This window comes from uncultured Olsenella sp., assembly GCF_959602185.1.
Taxonomy (GTDB): Bacteria; Actinomycetota; Coriobacteriia; order Coriobacteriales; family Atopobiaceae; genus Olsenella_I; species Olsenella_I phocaeensis.
In genome coordinates, this window is sequence record NZ_CAUGRZ010000001.1 from 1 (window position 1) to 23,485 (window position 23,485).

Annotated in this window: 17 protein-coding genes, 1 tRNA gene and 1 pseudogene; all 19 read left to right on the forward strand. The window is 70.0% G+C overall.

All coding sequences use genetic code 11. From position 1 onward, the window contains the following. The first annotated feature begins 160 nt into the window (after positions 1-160). Positions 161-298 carry an LPXTG cell wall anchor domain-containing protein gene (locus tag Q5923_RS00005; protein ID WP_303131257.1) on the forward strand — a complete coding sequence of 46 codons (138 nt, stop codon included), beginning with the start codon at positions 161-163 and terminating at the stop codon, positions 296-298. A gap of 207 nt (positions 299-505) precedes the next feature. Beyond that, positions 506-3,079, forward strand: a complete 2,574-nt coding sequence (leuS, locus tag Q5923_RS00010) for a leucine--tRNA ligase (protein WP_303131260.1) — start codon at positions 506-508, stop codon at positions 3,077-3,079. 113 nt (positions 3,080-3,192) lie between these two features. After that, complete coding sequence (locus Q5923_RS00015) at positions 3,193-4,341, forward strand: acyltransferase family protein (protein ID WP_303131261.1); 1,149 nt, start codon at positions 3,193-3,195, stop codon at positions 4,339-4,341. A gap of 458 nt (positions 4,342-4,799) precedes the next feature. Continuing rightward, positions 4,800-5,048, forward strand: a complete 249-nt coding sequence (locus Q5923_RS00020) for an acyl carrier protein (RefSeq protein WP_303131263.1) — start codon at positions 4,800-4,802, stop codon at positions 5,046-5,048. Positions 5,049-5,110: 62 nt separating this feature from the next. After that, positions 5,111-7,057 (forward strand): CocE/NonD family hydrolase, encoded by a 1,947-nt coding sequence (locus tag Q5923_RS00025; protein ID WP_303131266.1) that lies wholly within the window; start codon positions 5,111-5,113, stop codon positions 7,055-7,057. A gap of 85 nt (positions 7,058-7,142) precedes the next feature. Next, a pseudogene (locus Q5923_RS09520) lies at positions 7,143-7,478 on the forward strand (MBL fold metallo-hydrolase); the annotation flags it as partial. A 43-nt stretch (positions 7,479-7,521) separates the two neighbouring features. Next, positions 7,522-8,583, forward strand: coding sequence for a DDE-type integrase/transposase/recombinase (locus tag Q5923_RS00030; RefSeq protein WP_303131269.1), 1,062 nt, complete (start codon positions 7,522-7,524; stop codon positions 8,581-8,583). 286 nt (positions 8,584-8,869) lie between these two features. Beyond that, a tRNA-Sec gene (locus tag Q5923_RS00035) sits at positions 8,870-8,964 on the forward strand. A 62-nt stretch (positions 8,965-9,026) separates the two neighbouring features. Further along, positions 9,027-10,430 carry an L-seryl-tRNA(Sec) selenium transferase gene (selA, locus tag Q5923_RS00040; protein ID WP_303131272.1) on the forward strand — a complete coding sequence of 468 codons (1,404 nt, stop codon included), beginning with the start codon at positions 9,027-9,029 and terminating at the stop codon, positions 10,428-10,430. Next, positions 10,427-12,343 (forward strand): selenocysteine-specific translation elongation factor, encoded by a 1,917-nt coding sequence (gene selB / locus Q5923_RS00045; RefSeq protein WP_303131275.1) that lies wholly within the window; start codon positions 10,427-10,429, stop codon positions 12,341-12,343. The genes selA and selB overlap by 4 nt, the downstream gene beginning before the upstream one ends. A 154-nt stretch (positions 12,344-12,497) precedes the next feature. Continuing rightward, positions 12,498-13,400: a selenium metabolism-associated LysR family transcriptional regulator gene (locus Q5923_RS00050; protein ID WP_303131278.1), complete on the forward strand. Its 903-nt coding sequence runs from the start codon at positions 12,498-12,500 to the stop codon at positions 13,398-13,400. A 251-nt stretch (positions 13,401-13,651) separates the two neighbouring features. Further along, complete coding sequence (rimP, locus tag Q5923_RS00055) at positions 13,652-14,131, forward strand: ribosome maturation factor RimP (protein ID WP_303131281.1); 480 nt, start codon at positions 13,652-13,654, stop codon at positions 14,129-14,131. A 25-nt stretch (positions 14,132-14,156) separates the two neighbouring features. Then, entirely contained in the window at positions 14,157-15,407 is a 1,251-nt protein-coding gene (gene nusA, locus Q5923_RS00060; protein WP_303131284.1) for a transcription termination factor NusA, read from the forward strand. 48 nt (positions 15,408-15,455) lie between these two features. Continuing rightward, positions 15,456-18,077 carry a translation initiation factor IF-2 gene (gene infB, locus Q5923_RS00065; protein ID WP_303131287.1) on the forward strand — a complete coding sequence of 874 codons (2,622 nt, stop codon included), beginning with the start codon at positions 15,456-15,458 and terminating at the stop codon, positions 18,075-18,077. 3 nt (positions 18,078-18,080) lie between these two features. Further along, positions 18,081-18,503: a 30S ribosome-binding factor RbfA gene (gene rbfA, locus Q5923_RS00070; RefSeq protein WP_009279377.1), complete on the forward strand. Its 423-nt coding sequence runs from the start codon at positions 18,081-18,083 to the stop codon at positions 18,501-18,503. A 7-nt stretch (positions 18,504-18,510) separates the two neighbouring features. Further along, entirely contained in the window at positions 18,511-19,545 is a 1,035-nt protein-coding gene (locus Q5923_RS00075; protein ID WP_303131295.1) for a bifunctional oligoribonuclease/PAP phosphatase NrnA, read from the forward strand. After that, a complete protein-coding gene (gene truB, locus Q5923_RS00080) occupies positions 19,542-20,471 on the forward strand; it encodes a tRNA pseudouridine(55) synthase TruB (RefSeq protein ID WP_009279375.1) in 930 nt (309 codons plus the stop codon). The genes Q5923_RS00075 and truB overlap by 4 nt, the downstream gene beginning before the upstream one ends. Continuing rightward, positions 20,468-21,568, forward strand: coding sequence for a riboflavin kinase (locus Q5923_RS00085; RefSeq protein ID WP_303131301.1), 1,101 nt, complete (start codon positions 20,468-20,470; stop codon positions 21,566-21,568). The genes truB and Q5923_RS00085 overlap by 4 nt, the downstream gene beginning before the upstream one ends. Next, complete coding sequence (gene dnaG, locus Q5923_RS00090) at positions 21,565-23,469, forward strand: DNA primase (RefSeq protein WP_303131303.1); 1,905 nt, start codon at positions 21,565-21,567, stop codon at positions 23,467-23,469. Before Q5923_RS00085 ends, dnaG begins: the two co-directional genes overlap by 4 nt. Positions 23,470-23,485 lie beyond the last annotated feature (16 nt).

Genomic DNA, 23,485 nt, shown 5'->3' on the forward strand with positions numbered 1-23,485 from the left:
GGCTCCCATGGCGAAAGGGAATGCGGCATAGTCGTGTGCGCCCCCCCACCCCAACCCCAACCCCAAGCCCGATCCGACGCCAGATCCGACCCCCAACCCGACGCCGGACCCGGCTCCGCAGCCCGGACCGGTGCCCGCGCTCCCAGGGCATGTGGGGCACGTGGTCCGCAAGGTCCTCTCCAGGCTCCCCAAGACCGGGGACGACCTCTCTCCCGTCGCGTACGTGGCGGTCACAGGCCTTGCCGCCGCCTCGCTGCTCGTCGCGTTCCGCCTCCGTCGCAGGGACGACAAGGCCTAGGCGCCCCGTCAGGCCTCCTTGCAAGGTGCCGAGTCCGAGGGGTCAGGCTGAGCCTGGCCCCTCTTCCTTGTCGGCTCGCCTGGCAGGCGCCACGGACGTGTGGCAGCGCAGTGACCGCACGTCCGCATCAGCGCCCTGCGCGAGACCGCGACGCGTTTCTCGCTATACTCCCCCATGTATGTCTTTTTGTGCCAAGGAAAGGAACTCATGGCTGAGAACAGCGATGTCAGGCGCGAGACGGGCGACGTTCCCGCCTATGACGCCCAGAGGATAGAGACCAAGTGGCAGGCGCGCTGGGAGGAGGAGTCGCTCTACAAGACCGACGAGAACCCCTCCAAGCCCAAGAGGTATGTGCTCGAGATGTTCCCGTACCCCTCGGGCGACCTGCACATGGGCCACGCGCGCAACTACACCATCGGTGACGCCATGGCGCGCCAGGCCCGCATGCGCGGCTTCGATGTGCTGCACCCCATGGGCTTCGACGCCTTCGGCCTGCCCGCCGAGAACGCCGCCATCAAGCACAACACCCAGGCGAGCGAGTGGACCCACCAGAACATCGCCCAGGCAGTCAAGACCATGAAGCGCATGGGCTTCTCGTATGACTACGACCGCATGTTCAACACCTGCGACCCCGAGTACTACCGCTGGGGCCAGTGGATGTTCATCAAGATGTGGGAGAAGGGCCTGGCGTACCGCGCCACCTCGCCCGTCAACTGGTGTCCCCACTGCAAGACCGTGCTCGCCAACGAGCAGGTCGTGGACGGTCGCTGCTGGAGGTGCGGCTCGATTCCCGAGAAGCGCGAGCTCTCACAGTGGTACCTCAAGATCACCGACTACGCCCAGGAGCTCCTGGACGACCTCGACAAGCTGGAGGGCTGGCCCGAGAACGTCAAGGCCCAGCAGCGCAACTGGATCGGCCGCTCCGAGGGAGCCGAGATCGACTTCGTCCTGGCGGCCGAGGACGGCGTGACCCCCACCGACCGCAAGGTCACCGTCTTCACCACCCGCGCCGACACCCTCTTCGGCGTGAGCTTCTTCCTGCTGCCCCCGGAGTCGCCGCTGGCGGCCGAGCTCGTCGCCGGCAGCGAGCACGAGGCCGAGTTCCTGGAGCTCAAGGCCGCGACCGAGAAGGTCTCGAGCGTTGACCGTCAGGGCTCCGGCAGGGAGAAGCACGGCGTCTTCACCGGGCGCTACGTCATCAACCCCATCAACGGCCGCCCCGCGCCCATCTGGGTCGCCGACTACGTCCTCATGGACTATGGCACCGGCGCCGTCATGGGCGTCCCCTGCGGCGACCAGCGCGACTTCGACTTCGCCAAGAAGTACGGCCTCGAGATAGCCCCGATCATCTGCAAGAAGGACGACCCACTCTACGAGGAGCTCAAGGACGAGCGCGAGCTGCGCGTGCGCAGCGTGGACTGGGAGCACGCCATGGACGCCGAGGGCTACCTGGTGCAGTCCGGCCAGTTCACCGGCCTCAAGGGCGGCAAGCACTCCGAGGCCGTCGACGCCATCATCAAGTGGCTGGGCGAGAGGGGCGTGGGCCGCGAGAAGGTCCAGTTCCGCCTGCGCGACTGGCTCATCAGCCGTCAGCGCTACTGGGGCAACCCTATCCCCATGATCCACTGTGACGACTGCGGCGACGTTCCCGTGCCCGAGGAGGACCTGCCCGTCCTCCTGCCCGACAACCTCGACCTCGGTGCCGGCGAGACCTTGGCCGAGTACGCCCCCTTCTACGAGACGACCTGCCCGCGCTGCGGCAGGCCTGCCCGTCGCATCACCGACACGATGGACACCTTCACCTGCTCGAGCTGGTACTACCTGCGCTACTGCGACCCGCACAACGACCAGGCCCCCTTCTCGAAGGGGTCCGTTGACCGCTGGATGCCCGTCGACAACTACGTGGGCGGCATCGAGCACGCCATCCTGCACCTGCTCTACTCGCGCTTCTGGACCAAGGTCCTGCGCGACCTGGGCATGATAGACGTGGACGAGCCCTTCACCAACCTGCTCTGCCAGGGCATGGTCAAGGACGCCAACGGCGAGACCATGAGCAAGTCCAAGGGCAACGTCGTGCCGCCCTCCAGCGTGATCGAGCCCTACGGTGCCGACACCATGCGCCTGGCCATCCTCTTCGTGGCTCCCCCCGAGAAGGACTTCGACTGGGACGAGGAGGCCGTCGCCGGCGCGAACCGCTTCATCAAGCGCGCCTGGCGCGTGGTGTGGGGCCTCTCCCAGACCGCGGACGCTAGGGCAGGGCTCGACCTTGCGACGACTGACGCCGCCTCGAGGGAGCTCAACCGCTGCCTCAACGAGATGGGCCTGCGCTGCACCTCCGACTTCGACCGCGGGCAGTTCAACACCGCCATCTCGGCCTGCATGGAGCTTGTCAACGCGGCGAGCAAGTACCTGAACGAGACCGAGCCCGCCGGACGCGACGCCGCGGTCTGCTATCGAGCGGCCCATGCCATCGTGACCATGCTGGCTCCCATCTGCCCGCACTGGGCGGAGGAGCTCTTTCACGAGGCACTGGGCAGGGAGGGCTCCGTCTACGACGAGCCCTGGACCGAGTTCGACCCCGACCAGGCGAAGAGCGACAGCGTCGAGATTGTGGTGCAGGTCAAGGGCAAGATCCGCGCCCGCATCATGGTTCCCGCCGCCGCGGGCAAGGACGAGCTCGAGGCAGCGGCGCGCGAGGCGGTCGCCGAGCAGATCGCCGGCAAGGACGTCAAAAAGGTCATCGTCGTCCCCGGCAAGCTCGTGAACATCGTCGCGATCTAGTCGCGCGGCATCGGAAAGGCATGCGAAGTCGTCTGGGCGGGGCTCCGGCCTCGCCCAGACCCGTAAGCGTGGCAGCCCGCCGGGAAGCCACCAGAAGCTACCAAGGAGCTGACATGGAGGGGGAGACGACCGCCAGGAGCGACGCCGCGGGCACCAAGCTGCCCTGGGTGGACGTCGCCAAGGGGCTGGGCATCCTCCTCGTCGCCCTGGGCCACCTCACCAACGGCGACGGCCAGAGCGTCTGGCTGCCGGCCCTGGCCGAGCTCCACTACGACCTCTACCTCTTCCACATGCCGCTCTTCTTCTTCCTGGGCGGGGTGGTCCTGCGTCCCAGGGGACGGGGGTTTGCGGGCTTCGCCCAAAGGCGCGCCCGGGGTCTTCTCGTCCCGTACTACGTCTTCTCGCTCTACTACCTCCTCAAGCCCGTCGCCCTCGCCCTGGCGCCCGCCCTCGGGGATTCGTTCGCGATCGAGGGCACCCAGGACCTCGCGACCTCGGCGTTCGACGTCCTGGTCATGGGAGAGGGCCTCTGGTTCCTCTGGGCGTACTTCTGGGGGCAGCTCCTCGCCTTCCTGGTGCTCCGCGCCCTCGCCGGCCCGGACGACGATGGGGCGGGCGAGGGGGGGCACGTCCCCGCCTGCGCCCTCGTCGGGGTCCTGCTCGTTCTCGCGTCCCAGCTCTGGTGGACCGTGGGACCGGAGGTCAAGCTGCCCCTCTGCCTCCTCAGGGGCGTGGAGGCGGCGGGCTACATCCTCCTGGGCGTCGCGCTCAGGGGGGCGCTGGCCCGCGTGCCGCGCGGTGCGCTCGTGCCCCTTGCCCTGGCACTCGCGGTCGTGCTGGCCCTCGTCGCCCACCGCGTCATGCCCGACCTCTACGTGACCCAGGAGTACGTGGCGCTCTTCCCCGGGGGGGAGAGCCCCTCCCTCGCCCTGGCCGTTCCGCAGGCGGCGCTCATGCTGCTCCTGGCGCTGGCGGGGACCCTTGCCGTGGCGTTCCTCTCGCTTGCCTTGGGAGAGTGCGGCCCCCTGCGGGAGCTGGGCCGCAGGAGCCTCGTGCTCTATGCGCTCTCGGCCCCGTCGATGAACCTCTGCAAGCTGCTGCTCTTCTCGCTTGCCGGCGTCGACCTCCACGACGCGCCGTTCGCAGCGCAGCTCGGTGTGGGTGCCCTCCTCGCCCTGGCCTCCGTTCTCGTCCTCGTTCCCGTGGAGCGGCTGATCCGGCGGCACCTGCCCTTCCTCCTGGGACGACGTCGCGAGCGTTAGGCTGCGCGGACGAACGCCGTAGCGGGCGAATGCCGCCGCGGGCAAACGCCGTCGCTCGAGCTAGCTGCCACGCCGCGCATATGAGCTGCTGCGTGGCCCAGACGCTCCGCAGCCGGTGCGACGTGCGCATTCTAGATTTGAAATGTACACTTCCCTCCGCTGAGCTGGGGTTTTGTGGAGAGGTGCGCATTTCAGATTTAAAATGCGCACCTCGAGTGGGTTCACTCTGCTCGCACCCTGCTTCTACGCGGTCCCACCCCACCCCCTCCCCGTGGCATCGGATGCGCAAACGCTGCACTCAAGCACAAATTGCTACCTTGCCTGCGCCCGTCCATTTGAGTCGGCCCACATTGCCCGTCCCGTGACGCGCGCGGATACTGAGCCTCGAACCAGAAGGCAGGCCCGCGGACGCTCGCGGGCGGGGGCGTGGACGCGTCCCCTCGACGAAGGGAGCAGCAATGGACGAGGATCGCCAGGAGGTCTGGGACGCGCTCACCACCCGTGCCGGCCAGCTCTTTGGCAAGGACCCCTCCGAGTTCACCGAGGACACCAGGTTCGAGGACCTTGGCATCAAGTCCGTGCAGGTGTCGCAGATCACCACATACATCGAGGACGAGCTCGACATCGAGGTGCCCTACATGAAGTTCCGCCGCTGCGCGACCTTTGGCGAGGCCACGGATTTCGTGTGCGAGCTGCTTGACGAGTAGCGCCAGCCGTTTTCCGTGCCGCGCAGCACGGACATTTCGTTCACGTTGAGAAAGAAGTGCCGATGCTTGACTACAAGATTCCCGAGCACTGGAAGGCCGTGACCGACAAGAAGGTCTCCGACCTCGTTCAGGGCAGCGGCGAGGAGTACTCCGACGAGTGGCCCGTCTACTTTGACACGGACCGCGAGCGCTACCTCTACCTGAGGCCCGAGACCTTCAAGGGCGTCGAGATGATGACCGCCTACCTCGTGGCCCGCCAGCCCAACGACAACCAGGCCGAGGTCGACCTCTCCGCCTCCGACGACCCCATGGCGCGCATGGGCCAGGGCTTCTGCCCTCCCTTCAACCAGCGCGTATACCAGGTCGCCCCTGGCGTCATCTGCATGCAGGACCAGGAAGTGGTCATGCGCGACGGCTGCAGGATCTATACGGACATCTTCCGTCCCGGCGATCTGGACGAGGACGGCAACGTGATCGAGGGCGCCAGGGTCCCGGCCATCGTCTCCTGGTCCTGGTTCGGCAAGCGCCCCGGTGACGGCATGAGCGAGTGGCAGATCATGGGCGTGCCTCCCATGACCGTCTCCAAGACCGCAAAGTTCGAGTCGCCCGACCCCCTCTACTGGTGCTACCAGGGCTACGCCGTGGCCAACGTCGACGTGCGCGGTGCCGGCCACTCAGAGGGCTCGGTCCACATGTTCACCCACCAGGACCGCGAGGACGGCTACGACTTCGTCGAGTGGCTTGGCGCCCAGCCCTGGTGCAACGGCAACGTGGGCATGTCCGGCAACTCCGGTGTGGCCATGCACCAGTGGGGCATCGCTGCCGAGTGCCCTCCGCACCTCAAGTGCATCGCTCCCTGGGAGTGCACCACCGACCTCTATCGCGAGAGCTTCTACGAGGGCGGCGTGCCCGCGCTTTCGTTCAACAAGTTCATCGCAGCCCAGGTGACCGGCCCCAACGGCGTCGACGACCAGGTCTCCATGGCGCAGATGTATCCCACCATGAACGAGTACTGGGAGGACAAGCGCGCCGACTTCAAGAAGATCAAGATCCCCGTGTACCAGACCGCCGGCTGGTCCCACTTCCACCTGCCGGGCTCCGTCAACGCCTGGCGCCGCTGCCGCAGCCACCTCAAGTGGCTCCGCGCCCACCGCGACTTCGAGTGGCCTGACACCTACGACCCCGACAACCTCGAGGATCTCAAGCGCTTCTATGATCGCTACCTGAAGGGCATCCACAACGGCTGGGAGATGACCCCGCGCGTGCGTCTGGACGTCATGGACGCCTATGACGTGGACTACCAGGAGAAGCGACCCGAGAAGGCCTGGCCCATCAAGCGCACCGAGTACAGGAACCTCTACCTCGACGCCAGCACGCACGTCGACTCCGCCGACGTCAGCCAGGACGGCGGCACCAAGGAGACCTTCGCCGCCGGCTTTGACAAGCCCGAGGCCGAGGCCGTCGCCACGTACGACGCCAACAGGGGAGAGCTCAACTTCGACTACGTCCTCCCCGAGGACATCGAGGTCACCGGCTACATGGACCTCCACCTGTTCGTGTCCTGCGAGGGCCATGACGACATGGACCTCTTCGTCAACGTGCAGAAGGCTGCCGCCGACGGCACGTGGGTGCCCTGGACGACGCTCGACGAGCCGCACCCCGGCGCCTGGGGCAAGTGCCGCGTCTCCCGTGCCATCGTGGACACCAAGCTCTCCAAGAAGCACAACCCCGTGTACACGATGAGGGACGAGCCGGCCAAGCTTGCCGAGGGCGAGGTCCGCGAGGTCGAGATCGCCATCGTCCCCACCGCCCGCGTCTATCACAAGGGCGAGCGCTTCCGCATCCAGGTCTCTGGCCGCTACATCCGCGAGGGCTGGTTCGAGCCCCTGGCCTGGGACCAGGAGAACCATGGCACGCACTGCGTCCACACCGGTGGCCAGCATGCCTCCTACCTGGAGCTTCCGGTCGTTCCCCCGAGGTACCAGGCGGGCGAGTACATCCATCGCTAGGTCCGGCTGGATGTTGTCACAGGTAGTCTGAACGTGGGGTGCCCGGCCTTTGGGCCGGGCACCCTCCCCTATGAGTGGAGGAATCATGCCGCAGAGGGCGGAGTGGAATGTGGCGCAGGTCAGGCCCTGCGTGTGGAGGCTCACCGACGTGGGAGACAACCGTGCGTTCCTGGTGGTGGGCGACGAGACGACGCTCCTCGTGGACACCGGCGAGGGCTTGGGCGACCTCAGGGCGACCGTCGAGGGCATCTCGCGACTGCCACTCTCCGTCGCCCTCACGCACCACCACCACGACCACGTGGGCTGCGCCTACCAGTTCCCCGAGGTGTGGATTTCCGCGGCCGAGCGCCGTGCGGGGGTGGGCCCACGGCCACCTCCCGCACAGCGTCCTGGGCGGGCCGGGCGGGCGGCGCGGCGCTACGATCGTCGGCGACGCGGGGGCGACGAGGCAGAGGGGGCGCGAGGTGAGGGGCTTCTACGACCCGCCCGACTCCGGGCCGCTGTCCGGGCTCACGCCCGACCAGACAGGGGACCTGCTGCTCAGGGCGGTGTTGGCCGACCCAAAGGCGGGAGGGTGGGACCCGGCTTCGATCTCGGGCAGGAGCAAGCGCGAGCTCGGCGAGAGATCGGGGCGGGAGACAGGCCTGCCCCTCCGCTCGACCACCGGTTTCTCGGGGATATCGAAGAGCCCCTATGAGTGCTGGCGGGGGCTCCTCCTGCGGGGCGACCCCAGGGACCGCAGGGCCGAGGTCGCGGGGCGGGTCGAGGAGGCCTTCCGCGAGGGGGGCCGCTGCGCCCGCGGCTACCGCTTCGTCCGCCGCGAGCTCGCGCCCGGGCTCGGCCGCCCGGTCTCGGAGAAGGTGGTGCGCGGCGTGATGCGCGAGCGGGGCCTCAGGCCCCTCTGCCTGGGGCGCCGGCGCCGGCACGGCTCCTGCGCCGGCGAGGTCGACGAGGCGCCCGCCAACCTCCCGCTGCGGCCCGACGGCACCCACGACTTCTCCGCCTCGCGGCCCAACGAGCCCTGGGTCTCGGACATCACCGAGTTCCGCCTCCCGGGCGACCCCCGCAAGGCGTGCCTCTCGCCCGCCGTCGGCCTCTTCGACTCCAGGCCCGTGGCCTGGTCGGTGGGCACCAGCCCGAGCGCGTGGCTCGCCGAGTCGTCGCCGCGCGCCGCCCGCGCGACCCTCTCCCCGGGGGAGGCGCCGGTGGTCCACACGGACCGGGGCTGCCACTACCGGTGGCCGGGCCGGAAGTCCGCCTGCGCCGAGCACGGGCCGGCCCGCTCGATGTCCCGCAAGGGGAGGAGCCCCGGCAACGCCCCCGCCGAGGGCTTCTTCGGCCTGTCGAGGGACGGGTTCTTCCGCGGCAGGGACTGGGGCGGGGTCACGGCGGAGGAGCCCGTGGGGAGGCCCGACGGCTGGCTGCGACACTATCGGGAGGGGCGGGCGAGGCGCTGCCGCGAGGGCGGGCGCTGGGTCTGGGAGACGCCGGACGAGCGTCGGAGGCGTCTGGGGCTGACAGTCTAGGCGGTCCAGGAAATCGTCCGCACACCCGTTTTGCCACAAGGTGCGCATTTCAAATCTGAAATGCGCACCTTCCTCCGTTGACCTGCGATTTTGCGGCGAGACGCGCATTTCAGATTTAGAATGCGCGCCCCGCCGTAATAGAATGCGTGCCCTGCCGTGCGAAATGCGCACTCCGCGGCGCGACCGGCACCCCGCTTCTGCGCTAAGGTTCTGGAGGCGGCCTTCCGCTGCGGCGGGAGCCCCTTTCGCCGGCCGTGCCGCCGACTCGGCCCATCTCGGGCCAGAGGGGAGCAGATGGGCGACTGGTGCGCCCTCTGGTCTTCAAAACCAGTTCGGGCAGGCAACTGCTCGGGTGGGTTCGATTCCCACCTGCTCCCGCCAAGCCAACCCCGGCGCCGGGCCCGCGCCCGGCGCCCCACACGACCCCCACGAGGGAGGGCCCCATGGCCGACAAGAGCCTCTTGCGCAGCATCCCGCGGGTGGACGCAATCCTGGGAAGCCCCCGCATGGCGGCGCTCAGGGGCCAGGTCCCGGCAGGCCAGCTCACGGACTTCGTCCGCGCCTCGCTCGCACGCCTCAGGGAGGAGGTGCTCTCGGGCGAGCGGGACCACGTCGCGGGAGAGGACGAGCTTGCCCGCGACATCGCCGACGACTACCTCGCCCGCGGGCCCCACCAGCTGAGGCGCACCATCAACGCCACGGGCGTCGTCCTCCACACCAACCTGGGGCGCGCTCCCCTGGGCCCCGAGGTCGCGGCCCACGTCGCCGAGGTGGCGCAGGGCTACTCCAACCTCGAGTACGAGCTCGGGGATGGCGCGCGGGGAGGGCGCGGCTCCTGCGTCGAGGGGCTGCTCCGCGAGCTCTGCGGCGCGGAGGACGCCCTCGTCGTGAACAACAACGCGGCGGCAGCCCTCCTCATGCTCGACACGATCTGCCGCGGGAGGGACGTCGCCATCTCGCGCGGGGAGCTGGTGGAGATAGGCGGCTCCTTCCGCGTGCCGGACATCCTCGCGCGCGGCGGTGCGCGCCTCGTGGAGGTCGGGACCACCAACAAGACGCACCCGGCCGACTACGAGCGCGCCGTGGCCGAGGGGGCCGGCGCCATCCTCAAGGTGCACCGGAGCAACTTCTACATGGGCGGCTTCACCGAGGAGGTGGGCCTGCCCGGGCTCTCCGCGATCGCCCGCCAGGCGGGGATCCCCCTCCTCTTCGACCTGGGTGCGGGCCTCCTGATGCCCGGAGAGGCCCTGGGGCTGCCCGGGGTGCCCTCCCCCCGCGCGGCCATAAGGGACGGTGCGGACCTCGTCTGCTTCTCGGGAGACAAGCTGGTCGGCTCGGCCCAGGCGGGCATCGTCGTGGGCAGGGCCGAGCTCGTGGCCCGGCTCAGGCAAAACCCCCTGGCCCGCGCCCTGCGCATAGACAAGCTCTCGCTCGTTGCCCTCGAGGCCACGCTCAGGCTCAGCCGCAGCCAGACCGACGCGCTGGGTCACGTCCCCACGCTGCGCATGCTGTCCCTCGGGCGAGAGGAGCTCCTCGCCAGGGCCGAGGCGCTGGCGGCACGGGTCGCGGGCGAGCTGCCCGCCTTCGCCTGCAGGGTGGTGGAGCTCGAGGACGAGGCCGGGGGCGGCTCTCTGCCGAGCACGCTCCTCCCGGGGGCGGGGGTGGAGCTCGAGCTCGCGGGAACGCCCTCCGCACGCCTCGAGGCACTCCTCAGGGCGGCCCCCGTCCCCGTCGTCTGCCTCTTGAGGGACGACCGCGTCGTGCTCTCCGTGCGTACCCTCCAGGAGGGCGACGAAGACGAGGTGGTGCGCGCCCTCGGGCGCATCGCGGGCGGAGGCGCCCGATGAGCGAGCTGGTCATAGGCACGGCCGGCCACGTCGACCACGGCAAGACCTGGCTGACGCGCGCCCTCACGGGGATCGACACCGACCGGCTCAAGGAGGAGCGCGAACGGGGCATCACCGTGGACCTCGGCTTCGCGCGCCTCGAGCTGCCCGACGGGCAGGTGGCGAGCGTCGTCGACGTCCCCGGCCACGAGCGCCTGGTGCGCAACATGATCGCCGGGGCCACGGGCATGGACCTGGTGCTCATGGTGGTCGCCGCGGACGAGGGCTTCATGCCCCAGACCCAGGAGCACCTCCAGATCCTGCAGCTCCTGGGCGTGAGGCGGGGTGTCCTCGTGCTCAGCAAGTGCGACGCCGTGGACGCGGGTTGGGCGGACGCCGTCGAGGCCGACCTCCGCGAGCGCGTGAGGGGGAGCTTCCTGGAGGGGGCTCCCTGCGTGCGCTGCTCGGCCGTCACGGGGGAGGGCCTGGACGAGCTGAGGGACGTCATCTCAAGGCTCGCGGAGGGTCCGGGGTCCCGCGGTTCGATTCGCCGCGACCCGGACCGTGCCTGCAGGCTCCCCATAGACCGGTCCTTCACGAAGGCGGGGTTCGGCACCGTGGTCACGGGGAGCCTGGTGGACGGGCGCATCCGCGTGGGAGAGGAGCTCGAGCTGTATCCCGGCCATGCGCGGGTGCGCGTGCGGGGCCTCCAGAGCAACGGCGCGGCGGTGGGCGAGGCCGTGGCCGGCATGCGGGTCGCGGCCAACCTGGCGGGCGTCGAGCGCTCCGAGGTCGGGCGCGGCGACGTCCTGGCGCTTCCGGGCACGGTCGAGCTGGCGGACCGCGTCACGGTGGAGCTCGAGGTCACGGGCGACGCGCGCTTCTCGCTCAGGAACTCCTCCTCGCTCCACCTCTTCTGCGGCACCCAGGAGCTGGTGGGCAGGCTCCGCCTCCTCGATGCCGACGAGCTCCTCCCCGGCGAGCGTGGCTTCGCGCAGCTGAGCCTCCAGGGGACGCTCGCGGCCAGGGCGAATGACCGCTTCGTCGTGCGTTTCTTCTCTCCCATGGTGACGGTGGGCGGCGGGCGCATCCTCGAGCTCGGCTCGAGGCGCCTGAAGCGCCACCGTCCCGAGGTCCTCGCGCGCCTCGCCCGCCTCGCCGACACGCCCGAGGAGGCCCTGGCCCAGCGCGTCGACGACGCGGGGCTCGCGCTCCCGGGGGAGGGCCGGCTCGCCGTGGCGCAGAACCTCTCGCCCCGGGAGGCGGGGCGGATCGCCGGCCGGCTGGTGGATTCCGGCGCCTGCGTCCGCATGGGGGGCGGGCTCGCCTCTGCCGCCCGCGCCCGTGCGCTCGCCGACGAGGTCAGGGAACTGCTGGGGGAGCACCAGGACGGCCATCCCCTGGAGCGCGGCATGGGGCTGGGGGAGCTGCGCGAGCGCGTCCTTGCCTCCTGTTCCTCCGTCGCGGACGCCTGGCTCTGCTGGCTCGCGGGCGAGGGCGTCCTCGAGCTGGGGGAGGGCCGTGCCTGGCTTCCCGGCTTCGAGCCCCATCTGGATGGCCGCCAGCTTGCGCTTCGGGGGCGCCTGCTCGAGGTCCTGGGCGAGAGGGGCCTCAGGGCGACGTCGCGCGACAAGCTCGCCGAGGAGACCGGCGCTCCCGAGCCGGAGCTCGCGGCCCTTCTCGCCCACATGGAGGGGGAGGGTGCGCTGGTCGAGCTGCCCGGCGGCTGGCTGGTCCTGGCCAGCGCGTACGAGGAGGCCCGCGCCGCTCTCGGGGAGCTCTTCGCCTCTGGCGCCCCCGTGACGCTGGCGCAGTTCCGGGACCGCCTGGGCATCTCGCGTAGGTACGCGCAGATGCTGCTCGAGGCCTTCGACCACGCGGGGGTGTCCCGCCTGGCGGGCGAGGCGCACGTGCCGGTCGGGGGACGGGGCTAGATGCCCCCTCGTCGCGGCGGGCGGCTCGCGGCGCGTCGCTGCGGCCGGGACGCCCCGGCGATGCTAGAATCTTGCCCCGATGGGCATCGACCCTTCCGATGGGGCAGGCGAGGGGCGCCGCCCCGCCGCCCCCGTCACGATTGGTGGACCTGGCATGGACCTGAGGCAGCTGCAGTCCTTCGTGAGCGTCGTGCGCTGCGAGAGCTTCACGAGGGCGGCGGAGGTCCTGGGCGTGTCCCAGCCCACGATCTCGACCCACCTGAGGGCGCTCGAGGAGGAGCTGGGAACCACGCTCGTGCTGAGGGGCGCCCGTCGCGTCGAGCTCACGCCCCAGGGGGCCAGGGTCTTCGAGCAGGCGAGCTCGATGCTCGCCCTGCGCGACCGCCTGCTCGAGGACGCGCGCAGCCGCGAGCGCAATGCCATCTACCTGGGAAGCTCCTCCGTCCCCTCGGCCTACGTCCTGCCCGACGCGCTGTCCGCCTTCACCAGTGCCTGGCCTGGCGCGCGCTTCAGGATTTTCCAGCACGACAGCCGCGAGGTCGTCTCGGGTCTCGCCGAGGGCAGCTTCGACCTGGGACTCACGGGGCTTCCCGCAGACGAGCCCTCGCTCGAGTGCGTGCCTCTCTGTGCCGATGACATGGTGCTCGTCACCCCCGCCGAGGACCGCTTCCGCGCGCTCGCGGGGGCTGGGGCCGAGGCCGTGCGCGAGCTGCTGCTGCGCGAGCGGACCGTCCTGAGGGGCGAGGGCAGCGGGAGCCGCTCCACCATGGACAGGATCCTGGAGGAGCTGGGGCTTGCGGGCGAGGGGCTCGACGTCGTCGCGCGCACCAACGACCAGGAGACCATCCGCCAGCTCGTCGAGGCGGGCCTCGGCGTGACGGTGATGTCGTCCCGCGCGGCCAGGGCGGGGGTGGAGGCGGGCAGGCTCCTGCAGTTCGAGCTGCCCTGCCAGGCCTCGCGACGCTCCCTCTACGTCGCCTGGCGCAGGAACTCCGCGCTCGACGAGCCAACCCGGGCGTTCAGGGACTTCCTGCGGCAGCGCCTCGCGGGGGAATGACGCGCCCGTGCCCCCCGGCGGGCTCCCGGTGGTCCTCGGGCGGTCATTGGGCGTCCGGCTGACTTCGCAAATCAACCTCGGGCGCTCACCAAAGTGCAGCAAACGTGTGGGTCCGCCTCGTCGCTCCCGTCCCGTCGCCGGCGTGCTATAGTGTGCAGAGCTTAATCGTGAACGTTCGAGGAAGTGGGGCAGCGTCTTTGCCCCGCTTCCTTTTGGTATGCAGGGACGCCGCAGGGCGGGAAGGAGACAGGGTGGCATCGACTGACCTTGAGAAGCGGCTGGTCGCCGCGTTGGAGGAGGCCGCGGCCCCCCATGGCATCGACGTCGTGGACGTGGAGGTCGTGGGGTCCGCCAAGGCTCCCACGGTCCGCGTGCGCATCGACCATGCGGACGAGGGGCTCCCCACGATCTCGCTCGACGAAGTGGCGGCCCAGAGCGGCTGGATCAACGAGGCCCTCGACGCCTTCGACCCCATCGAGGGCTCCTACACCCTCGAGGTCTCGTCCCCCGGCCTCTCGCGCCCCCTGCGCCGCGCGCGCGACTTCGAGCGCTTCGCGGGCCAGGACGTCTCGCTGACCACCACGGCCACGGAGGGGAGGCGCCGCTTCGCCGGGCGCCTCCTGGGCATCGAGGGCCAGCTCGTTCGCATCGAGTGCGAGGGAGAGGAGCTCGCCTTCGAGCTCGGCCAGATCAAGTCCTGCAAGATCAAGCCAAACTTCGACCGGGCGTAGCACCGGGGCAAGGAGAGGAAGCAGCATGGCATCCGAGATGATGGAAGCGCTGATGGCGCTCTGCCAGGAGAAGCACATCGACGAGCTCTACCTGATCGACCGCCTCGAGCAGTCGCTGGCCAAGAGCTACACCGAGGTCCTGCACCTCGACTGGGGCGCGCGCGTCACCATCGACCGCGCGACCGGCAAGGTCTACGTCTACAAGCTCATCCCCCGCGACGACTCCATGGACGAGGAGACGGGCGAGTACACCGAGTTCGACGAGGAGGACGTGACCCCCAAGGACGCCTCCCGCATCGCCGCCCAGCACGCCAAGAGCGAGATCATGGACATCGTGCGCAACTCCGCGCGCCAGCAGATCTTCGAGGAGTTCTCGCACCGTATCGGCGACATCATCACCGGCACGGTGCTGCAGACCACGCCCGACTTCGCCTTCATCAAGATTCGCGAGGGCGTCGAGGCGGAGCTGCCCTACTTCGACCAGCGCCGCTTCCCCGACGAGCGCAACGAGCGCCCGCAGGGGGAGCGCTACAGCCACAACCAGCGCATCCGCGCCATCATCGTGGACGTGCGCGACCCCAACAGCTCGCAGCCCCCGATCCGCTCCGAGCGCCAGCGCCCCTCCATCGTGGTCTCGCGCACGCACCCGGACCTCCTGCGCCGCCTCTTCGAGCTCGAGGTGCCCGAGGTCTATGACGGCATCGTCGAGGTGCGCTCCGTCGCGCGCGAGCCGGGCGTGAGGTCCAAGGTGGCCGTCTCGTCCATGGACGACCGCCTCGACCCCGTCGGTGCCTGCGTCGGCCCCAAGGGCAGTCGCGTGCGCACCGTGGTCTCGGAGCTGCGCGGCGAGCGCGTGGACGTCGTTCTCTGGAGCGACGACCCCGCCAAGTGCGTCGCCAATGCCCTCTCGCCCGCCCGCGTCTCGCGCGTGATCGTGGACGACGACAACAACTACGCCACCGTCATCGTGCCCGACGACCAGCTCTCGCTTGCGATCGGCAAGGAGGGCCAGAACGCCCGCCTGGCCGCCCGCCTCACCGGCATGCACATCGACATCAAGAACGAGTCGCTTGCCGCCGACGTCATGCGCGAGCTGCCCCACGACGACGTCGACATCCTGGCGGAGGAGGGGAGCCACCGCTGCGAGTACGTGGGACCCACGGGCATCCAGTGCCGCAACATGGCCCGTCCCGGCTCCCGCTTCTGCGGCATCCACGAGAAGCTCCAGGAGCTCTCGGACGTCTCGGTCTCTGACGACCCGGACTCCCTGATCTAAGAGGTCACCCACCCCGTCCGCCCAAACGTACGTAAGAAGGTTGGTTACATGGCAAAGACCCGCGTGCATGACCTGGCAAAGGAATACGGCATGTCGAGCAAGGAGATGCTCGGTCACCTCCAGGACATGAAGATCCCCGCAAAGTCCCCCTCGTCGACGCTCGAGGACGCCTACGTCTCGATCGTCCGCAAGAAGCTCAAGCCCATCCTCGAGGCCCGCGCCGCCGAGATCGAGGCGCAGCGCAAGGCCGAGGAGGAGGCCAAGGCGGAGCAGGAGCGCATCGAGGCCGAGAAGGCCGAGAGGGAGCGCCTGGAGGCGGAGGCCCGTCGCGAGCGCGAGCGCGCCGAGGAGGAGCGCAAGCGCGCCGCCGCCGAGGCAGCCCGCAAGAAGGCCGAGGAGGAGCGTGCCGAGGAGGAGCGCAGGAAGGCCGAGGAGGCCGAGCGCAACCGCGTGAAGGACACCGCGCCCAAGATGGCGCCCTCCTTCACCAGCCTCCTTGACCAGATCGCCCAGCAGGAGCAGGTGCTCAAGCAGCAGGCCGAGGAGGCCGCCAAGAAGAAGGAGGAGTCGCGCGGGCAGAGGCGCGAGTCCGCTGCCCGCCCGGGTCGCCGTGGCCCCGCCCCGCAGCGAGACGGGGCGCCGGCCACTGCCGCCGACTCCGCCGACTCCCGCGGTCGTGGCAAGGGCCGCAAGGGCGGGCGCAGGGGCCAGGAGGAGGACCGCTACAGCCGCATGGCCCGCGAGGCCGAGGAGTTCACGCGCTCGAGCCACGTCATCGTCGAGGCCCGCGAGGCCATCGAGGAGGCCCGCCAGTCCACCGGCAGGCGCAAGAAGCGCAAGGAGCGCAGGAAGCAGCAGCAGCAGGCCGCGGCCGAGGAGCAGCGCATACAGGAGGCCATCGAGAACGACCAGGACCTCTCGCAGCTCGACACGGTCAAGGTGCCCCAGGGCTCCACGGTGGCCGAGCTCGCCGAGCTCCTGGGCATCGCCGCCAACGACATCATCAAGAGGCTCTTCCTCCTGGGCACCCCCCTCACCGTCACCGAGTCCATGTCGGACGAGCTCATCGAGCTGGTCGCCGACGACCTGGGCCGCGACGTCAAGGTCATGAGCAAGGAGGAGGAGAACTCCTTCACCTTCTACGACGACCCGTCCACCCTCAAGGGCAGGCCGCCCGTGGTAACCGTCATGGGCCACGTCGACCACGGCAAGACGTCGCTGCTCGACGCGATCCGCCACACCGGCGTCGCCGAGGGCGAGGCGGGTGGCATCACCCAGGCCATCGGCGCGTCGCAGGTCAGGATCAACGACCGCGTGATCACCTTCATCGACACCCCCGGCCACGAGACCTTCACGGCAATGCGCGCCCGCGGCGCCAAGGTGACGGACATCGTCATCCTGATCGTCGCCGCCGATGACGGCGTCATGCCCCAGACCATCGAGTCGATCAACCACGCCAAGGCCGCCAACGTGCCCATCATCGTGGCCGTCAACAAGATCGACAAGCCGGGCGCCGACCCCACCCGCGTGCGCCAGGAGCTCACCGAGTACGGCGTCATTCCCGAGGAGTGGGGCGGGCAGAACATGTTCGTCGACATCTCGGCCAAGAAGAAGCAGGGCATAGACACCCTCCTGGAGTCCGTCCTGCTCGAGGCCGACGTGCTCGAGCTCAAGGCCAACCCCGACACCTTCGCCTCGGGCAACGTCCTCGAGGCCAAGCTGGACCGCGGTCGCGGCTCGGTCGCCACGCTGCTCATCAGCCGCGGCACCCTCCACGTGGGCGACGCCATCGTCGCGGGCATGTCCTTCGGCAAGATTCGCGCCATGGTCGACCCTCGCGGCAACAGCGTCACCGAGGCCCGTCCCTCCGACCCCGTCGAGGTGCTCGGCCTCCAGAGCGTGCCCATGGCGGGCGACGAGTTCCGCGTCTTCCAGGACGAGCGCGACGCGCGGGCCCTGGCCGACGAGCGCTCGCTGAAGGCCCGCATCGAGGAGCAGAACAAGGTCAAGCACGTGACGCTCGAGAACCTCTTCTCCACCATGGAGGACTCCGAGGTCAAGGAGCTCAACCTCATCATCAAGGCCGACGTCCAGGGCTCCATCGAAGCGCTCGTCGACTCGCTGGGCAAGATGGACCAGAGCGAGGTTCGTATCAACGTGATCCACTCTGCCGTCGGTGCCATCACCGAGACCGACGTCACCCTGGCAGACGCCTCCAACGCCATCATCATCGGCTTCGGCGTTCGTCCCGAGGCGAAGGCCAGGGTTGCCGCCGAGCAGCAGGGCGTCGAGATCCGCACCTACAGCGTCATCTACAAGGCCATCGAAGAGATCGACGCCGCGCGCATCGGCATGCTCAAGCCCACCGAGCATGAGGTCCAGACCGCCTCGATCGAGGTCCGCAACACCTTCAAGGTCCCCAAGGTCGGCATCGCCGCCGGCTGCATGGTCCAGGAGGGCGAGGTCTCGCGCGACGACAAGTGCCGCCTCGTCCGCGACGGCATCGTGGTCTACGAGGGCAAGCTCGCGTCCCTGCGCCGCTACAAGGACGACGTCAAGTCGGTCAAGGCCGGCTTCGAGTGCGGCGTGGGCCTCGAGAACTTCCAGGACATCCACGTCGGCGACATCATCGAGACCTACCGCATCGAAGAAGTCGCCCGTACGGAGTAGAAGATGAAGCAGAACCAGAATTCGCGTCGCGTCAACAAGATCGCGCGCGAGAAGCTCGCGAGCATCCTCCTCTTCGAGGTCTCCGACCCCGATCTCGCGCTGGTGACCCTCACCAGCGTGGAGGTCTCGGTCGACAAGTCGGTGCTCAAGGCCTACGTGAGCTGCGACAAGGAGAGCTACGACAAGGTGCTCGCCGCGCTCGGGCGGGCCAGGGGCCGCGTTCGCAGCCTCCTGGGCCATGCCCTGGGCTGGCGCGTCACCCCCGAGCTCATCTTCCAGATCGACACGACCGCCGACGAGGCCGAGCTCATCGCACGCGCCCTCGAGAACGTGCCCAGCACGCTCTCGGTGGAGAAGGACGAGGAGGGCTATCCCGTGGGGTCTTCCGCGGGCGACGCGCCCTCCGGGGACGGCGAGGGGGAGTAGCCAGCCCGTGGACATCAGACCCAATCCCGAACAAGAGGAGAGGTTCGCCTCCATCGCCGAGGCGATGGAGGCGGCTGGCTCCATCGCCATCTGTGCGCACACCAACCCGGACGGCGACGCCCTGGGCTCAGGCCTGGCGCTTGCCGCGGCCCTGAGGGCGAAGTGGCCCGAGAAGGAGGTCGTCTCCCTCCTGGCGGACCCCGAGCCCATTCCCAGGCTCTATGACTTCCTGCCCTTCGTGGACACGCTCGTCCATGCGGCGGACTACGACGGGGTGCCTGACCTCTTCGTGAGCGTGGACCTCTCTGACGTCGCGCGCCTGCACGACGGCGAGGCGGTCATGAGGCGGGCCCGCCGGAGCGCGATAATGGACCACCATCCCTGCGAGGAGCCGTACACCGACCTCGCCCTGATTCGCCCCGACGCTGCCGCGGCGGGCGTCATCGTCGCCGAGTTCGCCCTCCACCTGGGGGTCCGGATCACACCGCAGATGGCCCAGTGCCTCTTCTGCGCCCTCTCCACCGACACCGGTCGCTTCCAATACCAGAACGCTGACGCCGAGGCATTCTCGGTGGCGTCGCTCCTGGTGGACGCAGGGGCCTCCCCCTCGGAGGTCTCCCTCAACGTGTACCAGAACTACAGCCTGCCCTTCCTACACCTCAAGTCCGCGGTGATGGGGCGCATTACCACCTTTGCCGAGGGCAAGGTGGCCTACAGCTACGCCACCGCGGCCGACCTCGAGCGCACGGGGGCCAGCCCGGACGAGTGCGACGGCCTCATCGACGTCGTCCGCAGCGTCGCGGGGTCCGAGGTGGCGCTCTTCCTCAAGGAGCTCCCCGACGGCAGGGTGAGGGGCAACCTTCGCAGCAAGTCCGACCTCGACATCTCGGGCATCGCCCGCGAGCTGGGCGGCGGGGGGCATCGCGCGGCCGCGGGCTTCACCATCGAGTCGGACCTCGACGAGGTCCTCTCTGCCGCTCTTCCCCGCCTGGTCGCCCTCTTCTCGCCTGTCGCGAGCGAAGGCGGGCGTGGGGTCCAGTGAGGCGCGGCCAGAGCGGGATCAACTGCCTCGTGGCCGTCGACAAGCCCCAGGGGCTCTCGAGCCATGACGTGGTGGGCAGGGTGCGTCGCGCGGTGGGCGAGAGGCGCGTGGGCCATGCCGGCACGTTGGACCCCGCGGCGACGGGCGTCCTCGTCGTGGGCATCGGGCAGGCGACGCGCCTCCTCGGCCTCCTCTCGGCCGACTCCAAGTCATACGAGGCATGGGTCGAGTTTGGCAGCCAGACCGACACCGACGACGCCGAGGGCCGGGTCGTGCGCGTGGCGGAGGTCCCCGACCGGCTGCGCGACCCCGATGGGGCGGCGCGTGCCCTCGCGTCCCTGGTGGGGGAGCACGACCAGCTCCCCCCGGCCTTCTCCGCCATCTCGGTGGGGGGCAGGCGCGCCTACGAGGCGGCCCGGGCCGGGAGCCCCCTCGAGCTCGAGGCGCGCCACGTCCGCATCATGCGCGCCGAGCTCCTTGGCATCGGCTCCGAGGGTCCGCTCACCTGGCACTGCCTCTTCGAGGTGTCCAAGGGCACCTACATCAGGAGCATCGCGCGCGACCTCGGCGCCGCGCTCGGGAGCGCCGCGCACCTCTCGGGCCTGCGCCGCACGAGCGCGGGCAACGTGGGCCTCGTCGATTGCGCGGGCCTGGAGCTCCTCGAGGAGCTTGGCTCTGCCGGCCTCGCCGACCTGCGGCTCGACCCCTGCCGCGCGCTGGGCCTGCCCGTGCGCGAGCTTGCCGCGGACGAGCTCGACGTCGTCGTCTGCGGCCGCCGCCTCCGTGCCTCCGGCGGCGACGTGGCTGACGGCCAGTCCTGCTGCCTCGTGCACGACGGCAGGCTCCTGGGAGTCTGGGAGCGGTCGGGCGGATGGCTCCGCTGCGGGAGCAACTTCCCCCAGGGCATAGACGGGGTGGCACGATGAGCGCCCCAAGCCTGCTCGGGTATCCGCTGCCCCTCGCCGGGGACGACGCCGCGACGCTCGTCAGGGACTCCCTCCTCCTGGACGGACGTCCTGCCCCGACCGTGCGCGCGGTCCCGGGCGGCAGGCTCTTCCTACGCGCCGGGATGGACGTCGGGACCCCCCTCCCCTGCGTGGCCTGCATCGGCGCCTTCGACGGCGTCCACCGAGGTCACCGGGAGCTCCTCTCGCATGCCTGCCGCGAGGCCGACGAGCTCGGGCTCGCCTGCGTGGCCGTCGCATTCGACCCCGACCCGGCCGAGCTCCTTGCGGGGCCTCGCCCCTCGTCTCGGCTCCTGGAACCCATGGACCGCGTGCGTGGCCTGCTCCTCGTGGGGGCGGACGCCGTGCTCCTGCTCGACTTCACCCCCAGGCTCGCCGCGACGCCGTACGACGCGTTCCTCTCCGCCGCGCTCGAAGGACCCCTGCGTTCCGTCTCCATGCACGTGGGGAGCAACTTCCGCTTTGGCAGGGGGGCCAAGGGCGGCCCTGCGGAGCTCGCCGCCGTCGCCGCCCCGCTCGGCATGCGCGCCCACTGCCACGAGCTCGCCCGCTCGGGTGGCGAGCACATCTCGGCCACGCGCGTGCGCGGGCTCGTCCGAGGGGGTCGCGTCGAGGACGCCGCAGGGCTCCTGGGCCGGCTGCACTTCGTGTCCGGCGTGGTGGTCCACGGGAGGGGAGAGGGGACCGCTTTCGGCTTCCCCACGGCAAACGTCAGCTTCCCCCTGGAGGCCTGCGCGCCCGACCAGGGCGTCTATGCGGGCTTCGTGAGCGCGCGGGGACGCTCGTGGCCCGCCGCGATCAACGTGGGGGCGCCTCCGAGCTTCTCCGAGGCGGACCGTCCCTTCCTGGAGGCGAACCTCCTGGGCTTCTCCGGCGACCTCTATGGCCGGAGGGTCCACGTCTCGTTCGGCCGCTGGCTCAGGGACTCCCGCCCCTTCGACTCCCTCGAGGAGCTCGAGCGGGTCGTCATGGGCAACATAGCTTGGGTGCGCGCCAACTTTGGCGATCGCGCCGTGACGCTGGGAGGGGCCGCCGACCTCGAGGGGGTGGGGGCGTGATCACCGACGAGGACAAGGAGCGCGTGCGCCAGGCGACCGACATCCTGCAGCTGGTGGGAGAGACGGTGGAGCTCCGCCGCCGCGGCGCCGACTTCTGGGGCTGCTGCCCCTTCCATCACGAGAAGAGCCCGTCCTTCCACGTGAACCCCTCCACGGGCCTCTGGAAGTGCTTCGGCTGCGGCGAGGGCGGCGACCTCTTCGCCTACGTGATGAAGCGCGAGAGCCTGGACTTCCCGGACTCCATCCGCTACCTTGCCGACCGCGCCGGCATCGAGCTCAGCGAGGAGAGGACCGCCGGTCCCAGTGGCCCCAAGCGCAACCGGCTCATCGACTGCCTCGCCGCCGCCGAGGGCTTCTACTCGACCCTGCTCATGAGGGGCAGGGGAGAGGGGCCGGCCGCCGGTCGCGCCTACCTCGCGGGGCGCGGCTTCGGATCGGCCGTCTGCCGGCGCTGGGGGCTGGGGTACGCCCCCGGGCACGGCCAGCTCGTCTCCCATCTGCGCTCCAAGGGCTTCTCCCCCCAGGAGATGCTCGCCTGCGACCTCGCGCTGGACGGGAGGGGCGGCCCGCGCGACCGCTTCTTCGACCGCGTGATGTTTCCCATCCACGACGAGCAGGGGCGCACCATCGGATTCGGCGGCCGGGTGCTCACGGACGCCAAGCCCAAGTACCTCAACACCAAGGAGACCCGCGTCTTCCACAAGGGCAAGCACCTCTTCGCCTTCCACCGCGCCAAGGAGGCCATGGTGGCGAGCGGCGAGGCGATCGTCTGCGAGGGCTACACCGACGTCATCGCCATGCACGAGGCGGGGATCACCAACGCCGTCGCCGCCCTGGGCACCGCCCTCACCCTCGACCACGTGCGCATGATCGAGCGCTTTGCCAAGTCCCGGGTCGTCTGCATGTTCGACGGCGACGAGGCCGGGCAGCGCGCGGCCGAGAGGGCGATCCAGTACATCGACAAGACGTCGGTGGAGCTGAGGTGCGTGGTGCTTCCCGGCGGGCAGGACCCTGCGGAGTACCTGGGCGCGCATGGGGCCGACGAGCTTCGCGCGCGCATCGCCGAGTCGCGTCCCCTCATGGACTTCGTGTTCGAGAAGCGCCTCGCCGGCGTGGACCTGAGCGTGCCGGGCCGGCGCGTGGCGGCGCTCGACCAGATGGCGGCGCTTCTCGCCCCGCTGGACGGCTCCATCCTCCTCGACGGCTATGCGACCCAGCTGGCCGACCTCCTGGGGACGAGCGTGGACGAGACGAAGCGCCACGTCCATCGCCAGGCGCAGCGCAAGCGCAACCAGGACGCGGGCGGCGCCGGCACGCGCGTCCCCACGACGGCGGGCGCTGCCCCGTCCCCGGCAGGCGGGTACCTGCCCGCGGAGGCGTACGCCGGCTACGACGGGCCTTCCGAGGTCGGCGCGCCCATCGCGCTCGCGGCGCTCTCGAGCGACGAGCGCATGCAGGCCACGGCCGAACGGGAGCTCCTCTCGCTCATGGCGAAGGACATCGAGGCGATACGGCCCGACGCCGACCGCATCGCCTCCTTCTCGTGGGTCGATGCCCGCCACGAGTCCATGGCCTGGGCCATGCTCGCCACGCCCGAGGGCGCGACGCCCGCCGAGGTGGTGGCGGCCGCGAGCTCCATGGTCGCCGACGCCCCACGGCTCCTGGCGGGAGGCAGGCTCCAGCTGGTGTCTGGCATGAGCGCCTCCGACCAGGCGTCCTTCCTCCTGGACGTGGTCGAGCTCTGGAGCTGCAGGCGGGCCGTCAGGTCCATGAAGGCGCGCCTCAGGAGCGCCTCCTCGCTGCCCGACGAGTCCTCACAGGAGCTCTTCAGGCGGGCGACCGACGTGCAAAAGCGCATCGGCGAGCTAGGAAGGCGCATCTCGTCGTTAGTGAGTTCGTAAATTGGGTACCATTCCC

Excerpts from the sequence above, each read along its gene's own strand:
- leuS (WP_303131260.1), top strand. The coding sequence starts at position 506 with ATGGCTGAGAACAGCGATGTCAGGCGCGAGACGGGCGACGTTCCCGCC.
- Q5923_RS00015 (WP_303131261.1), top strand. The coding sequence starts at position 3,193 with ATGGAGGGGGAGACGACCGCCAGGAGCGACGCCGCGGGCACCAAGCTG.
- Q5923_RS00020 (WP_303131263.1), top strand. The coding sequence starts at position 4,800 with ATGGACGAGGATCGCCAGGAGGTCTGGGACGCGCTCACCACCCGTGCC.
- Q5923_RS00025 (WP_303131266.1), top strand. The coding sequence starts at position 5,111 with ATGCTTGACTACAAGATTCCCGAGCACTGGAAGGCCGTGACCGACAAG.
- selA (WP_303131272.1), top strand. The coding sequence starts at position 9,027 with ATGGCCGACAAGAGCCTCTTGCGCAGCATCCCGCGGGTGGACGCAATC.
- selB (WP_303131275.1), top strand. The coding sequence starts at position 10,427 with ATGAGCGAGCTGGTCATAGGCACGGCCGGCCACGTCGACCACGGCAAG.
- Q5923_RS00050 (WP_303131278.1), top strand. The coding sequence starts at position 12,498 with ATGGACCTGAGGCAGCTGCAGTCCTTCGTGAGCGTCGTGCGCTGCGAG.
- nusA (WP_303131284.1), top strand. The coding sequence starts at position 14,157 with ATGGCATCCGAGATGATGGAAGCGCTGATGGCGCTCTGCCAGGAGAAG.
- infB (WP_303131287.1), top strand. The coding sequence starts at position 15,456 with ATGGCAAAGACCCGCGTGCATGACCTGGCAAAGGAATACGGCATGTCG.
- rbfA (WP_009279377.1), top strand. The coding sequence starts at position 18,081 with ATGAAGCAGAACCAGAATTCGCGTCGCGTCAACAAGATCGCGCGCGAG.
- Q5923_RS00085 (WP_303131301.1), top strand. The coding sequence starts at position 20,468 with ATGAGCGCCCCAAGCCTGCTCGGGTATCCGCTGCCCCTCGCCGGGGAC.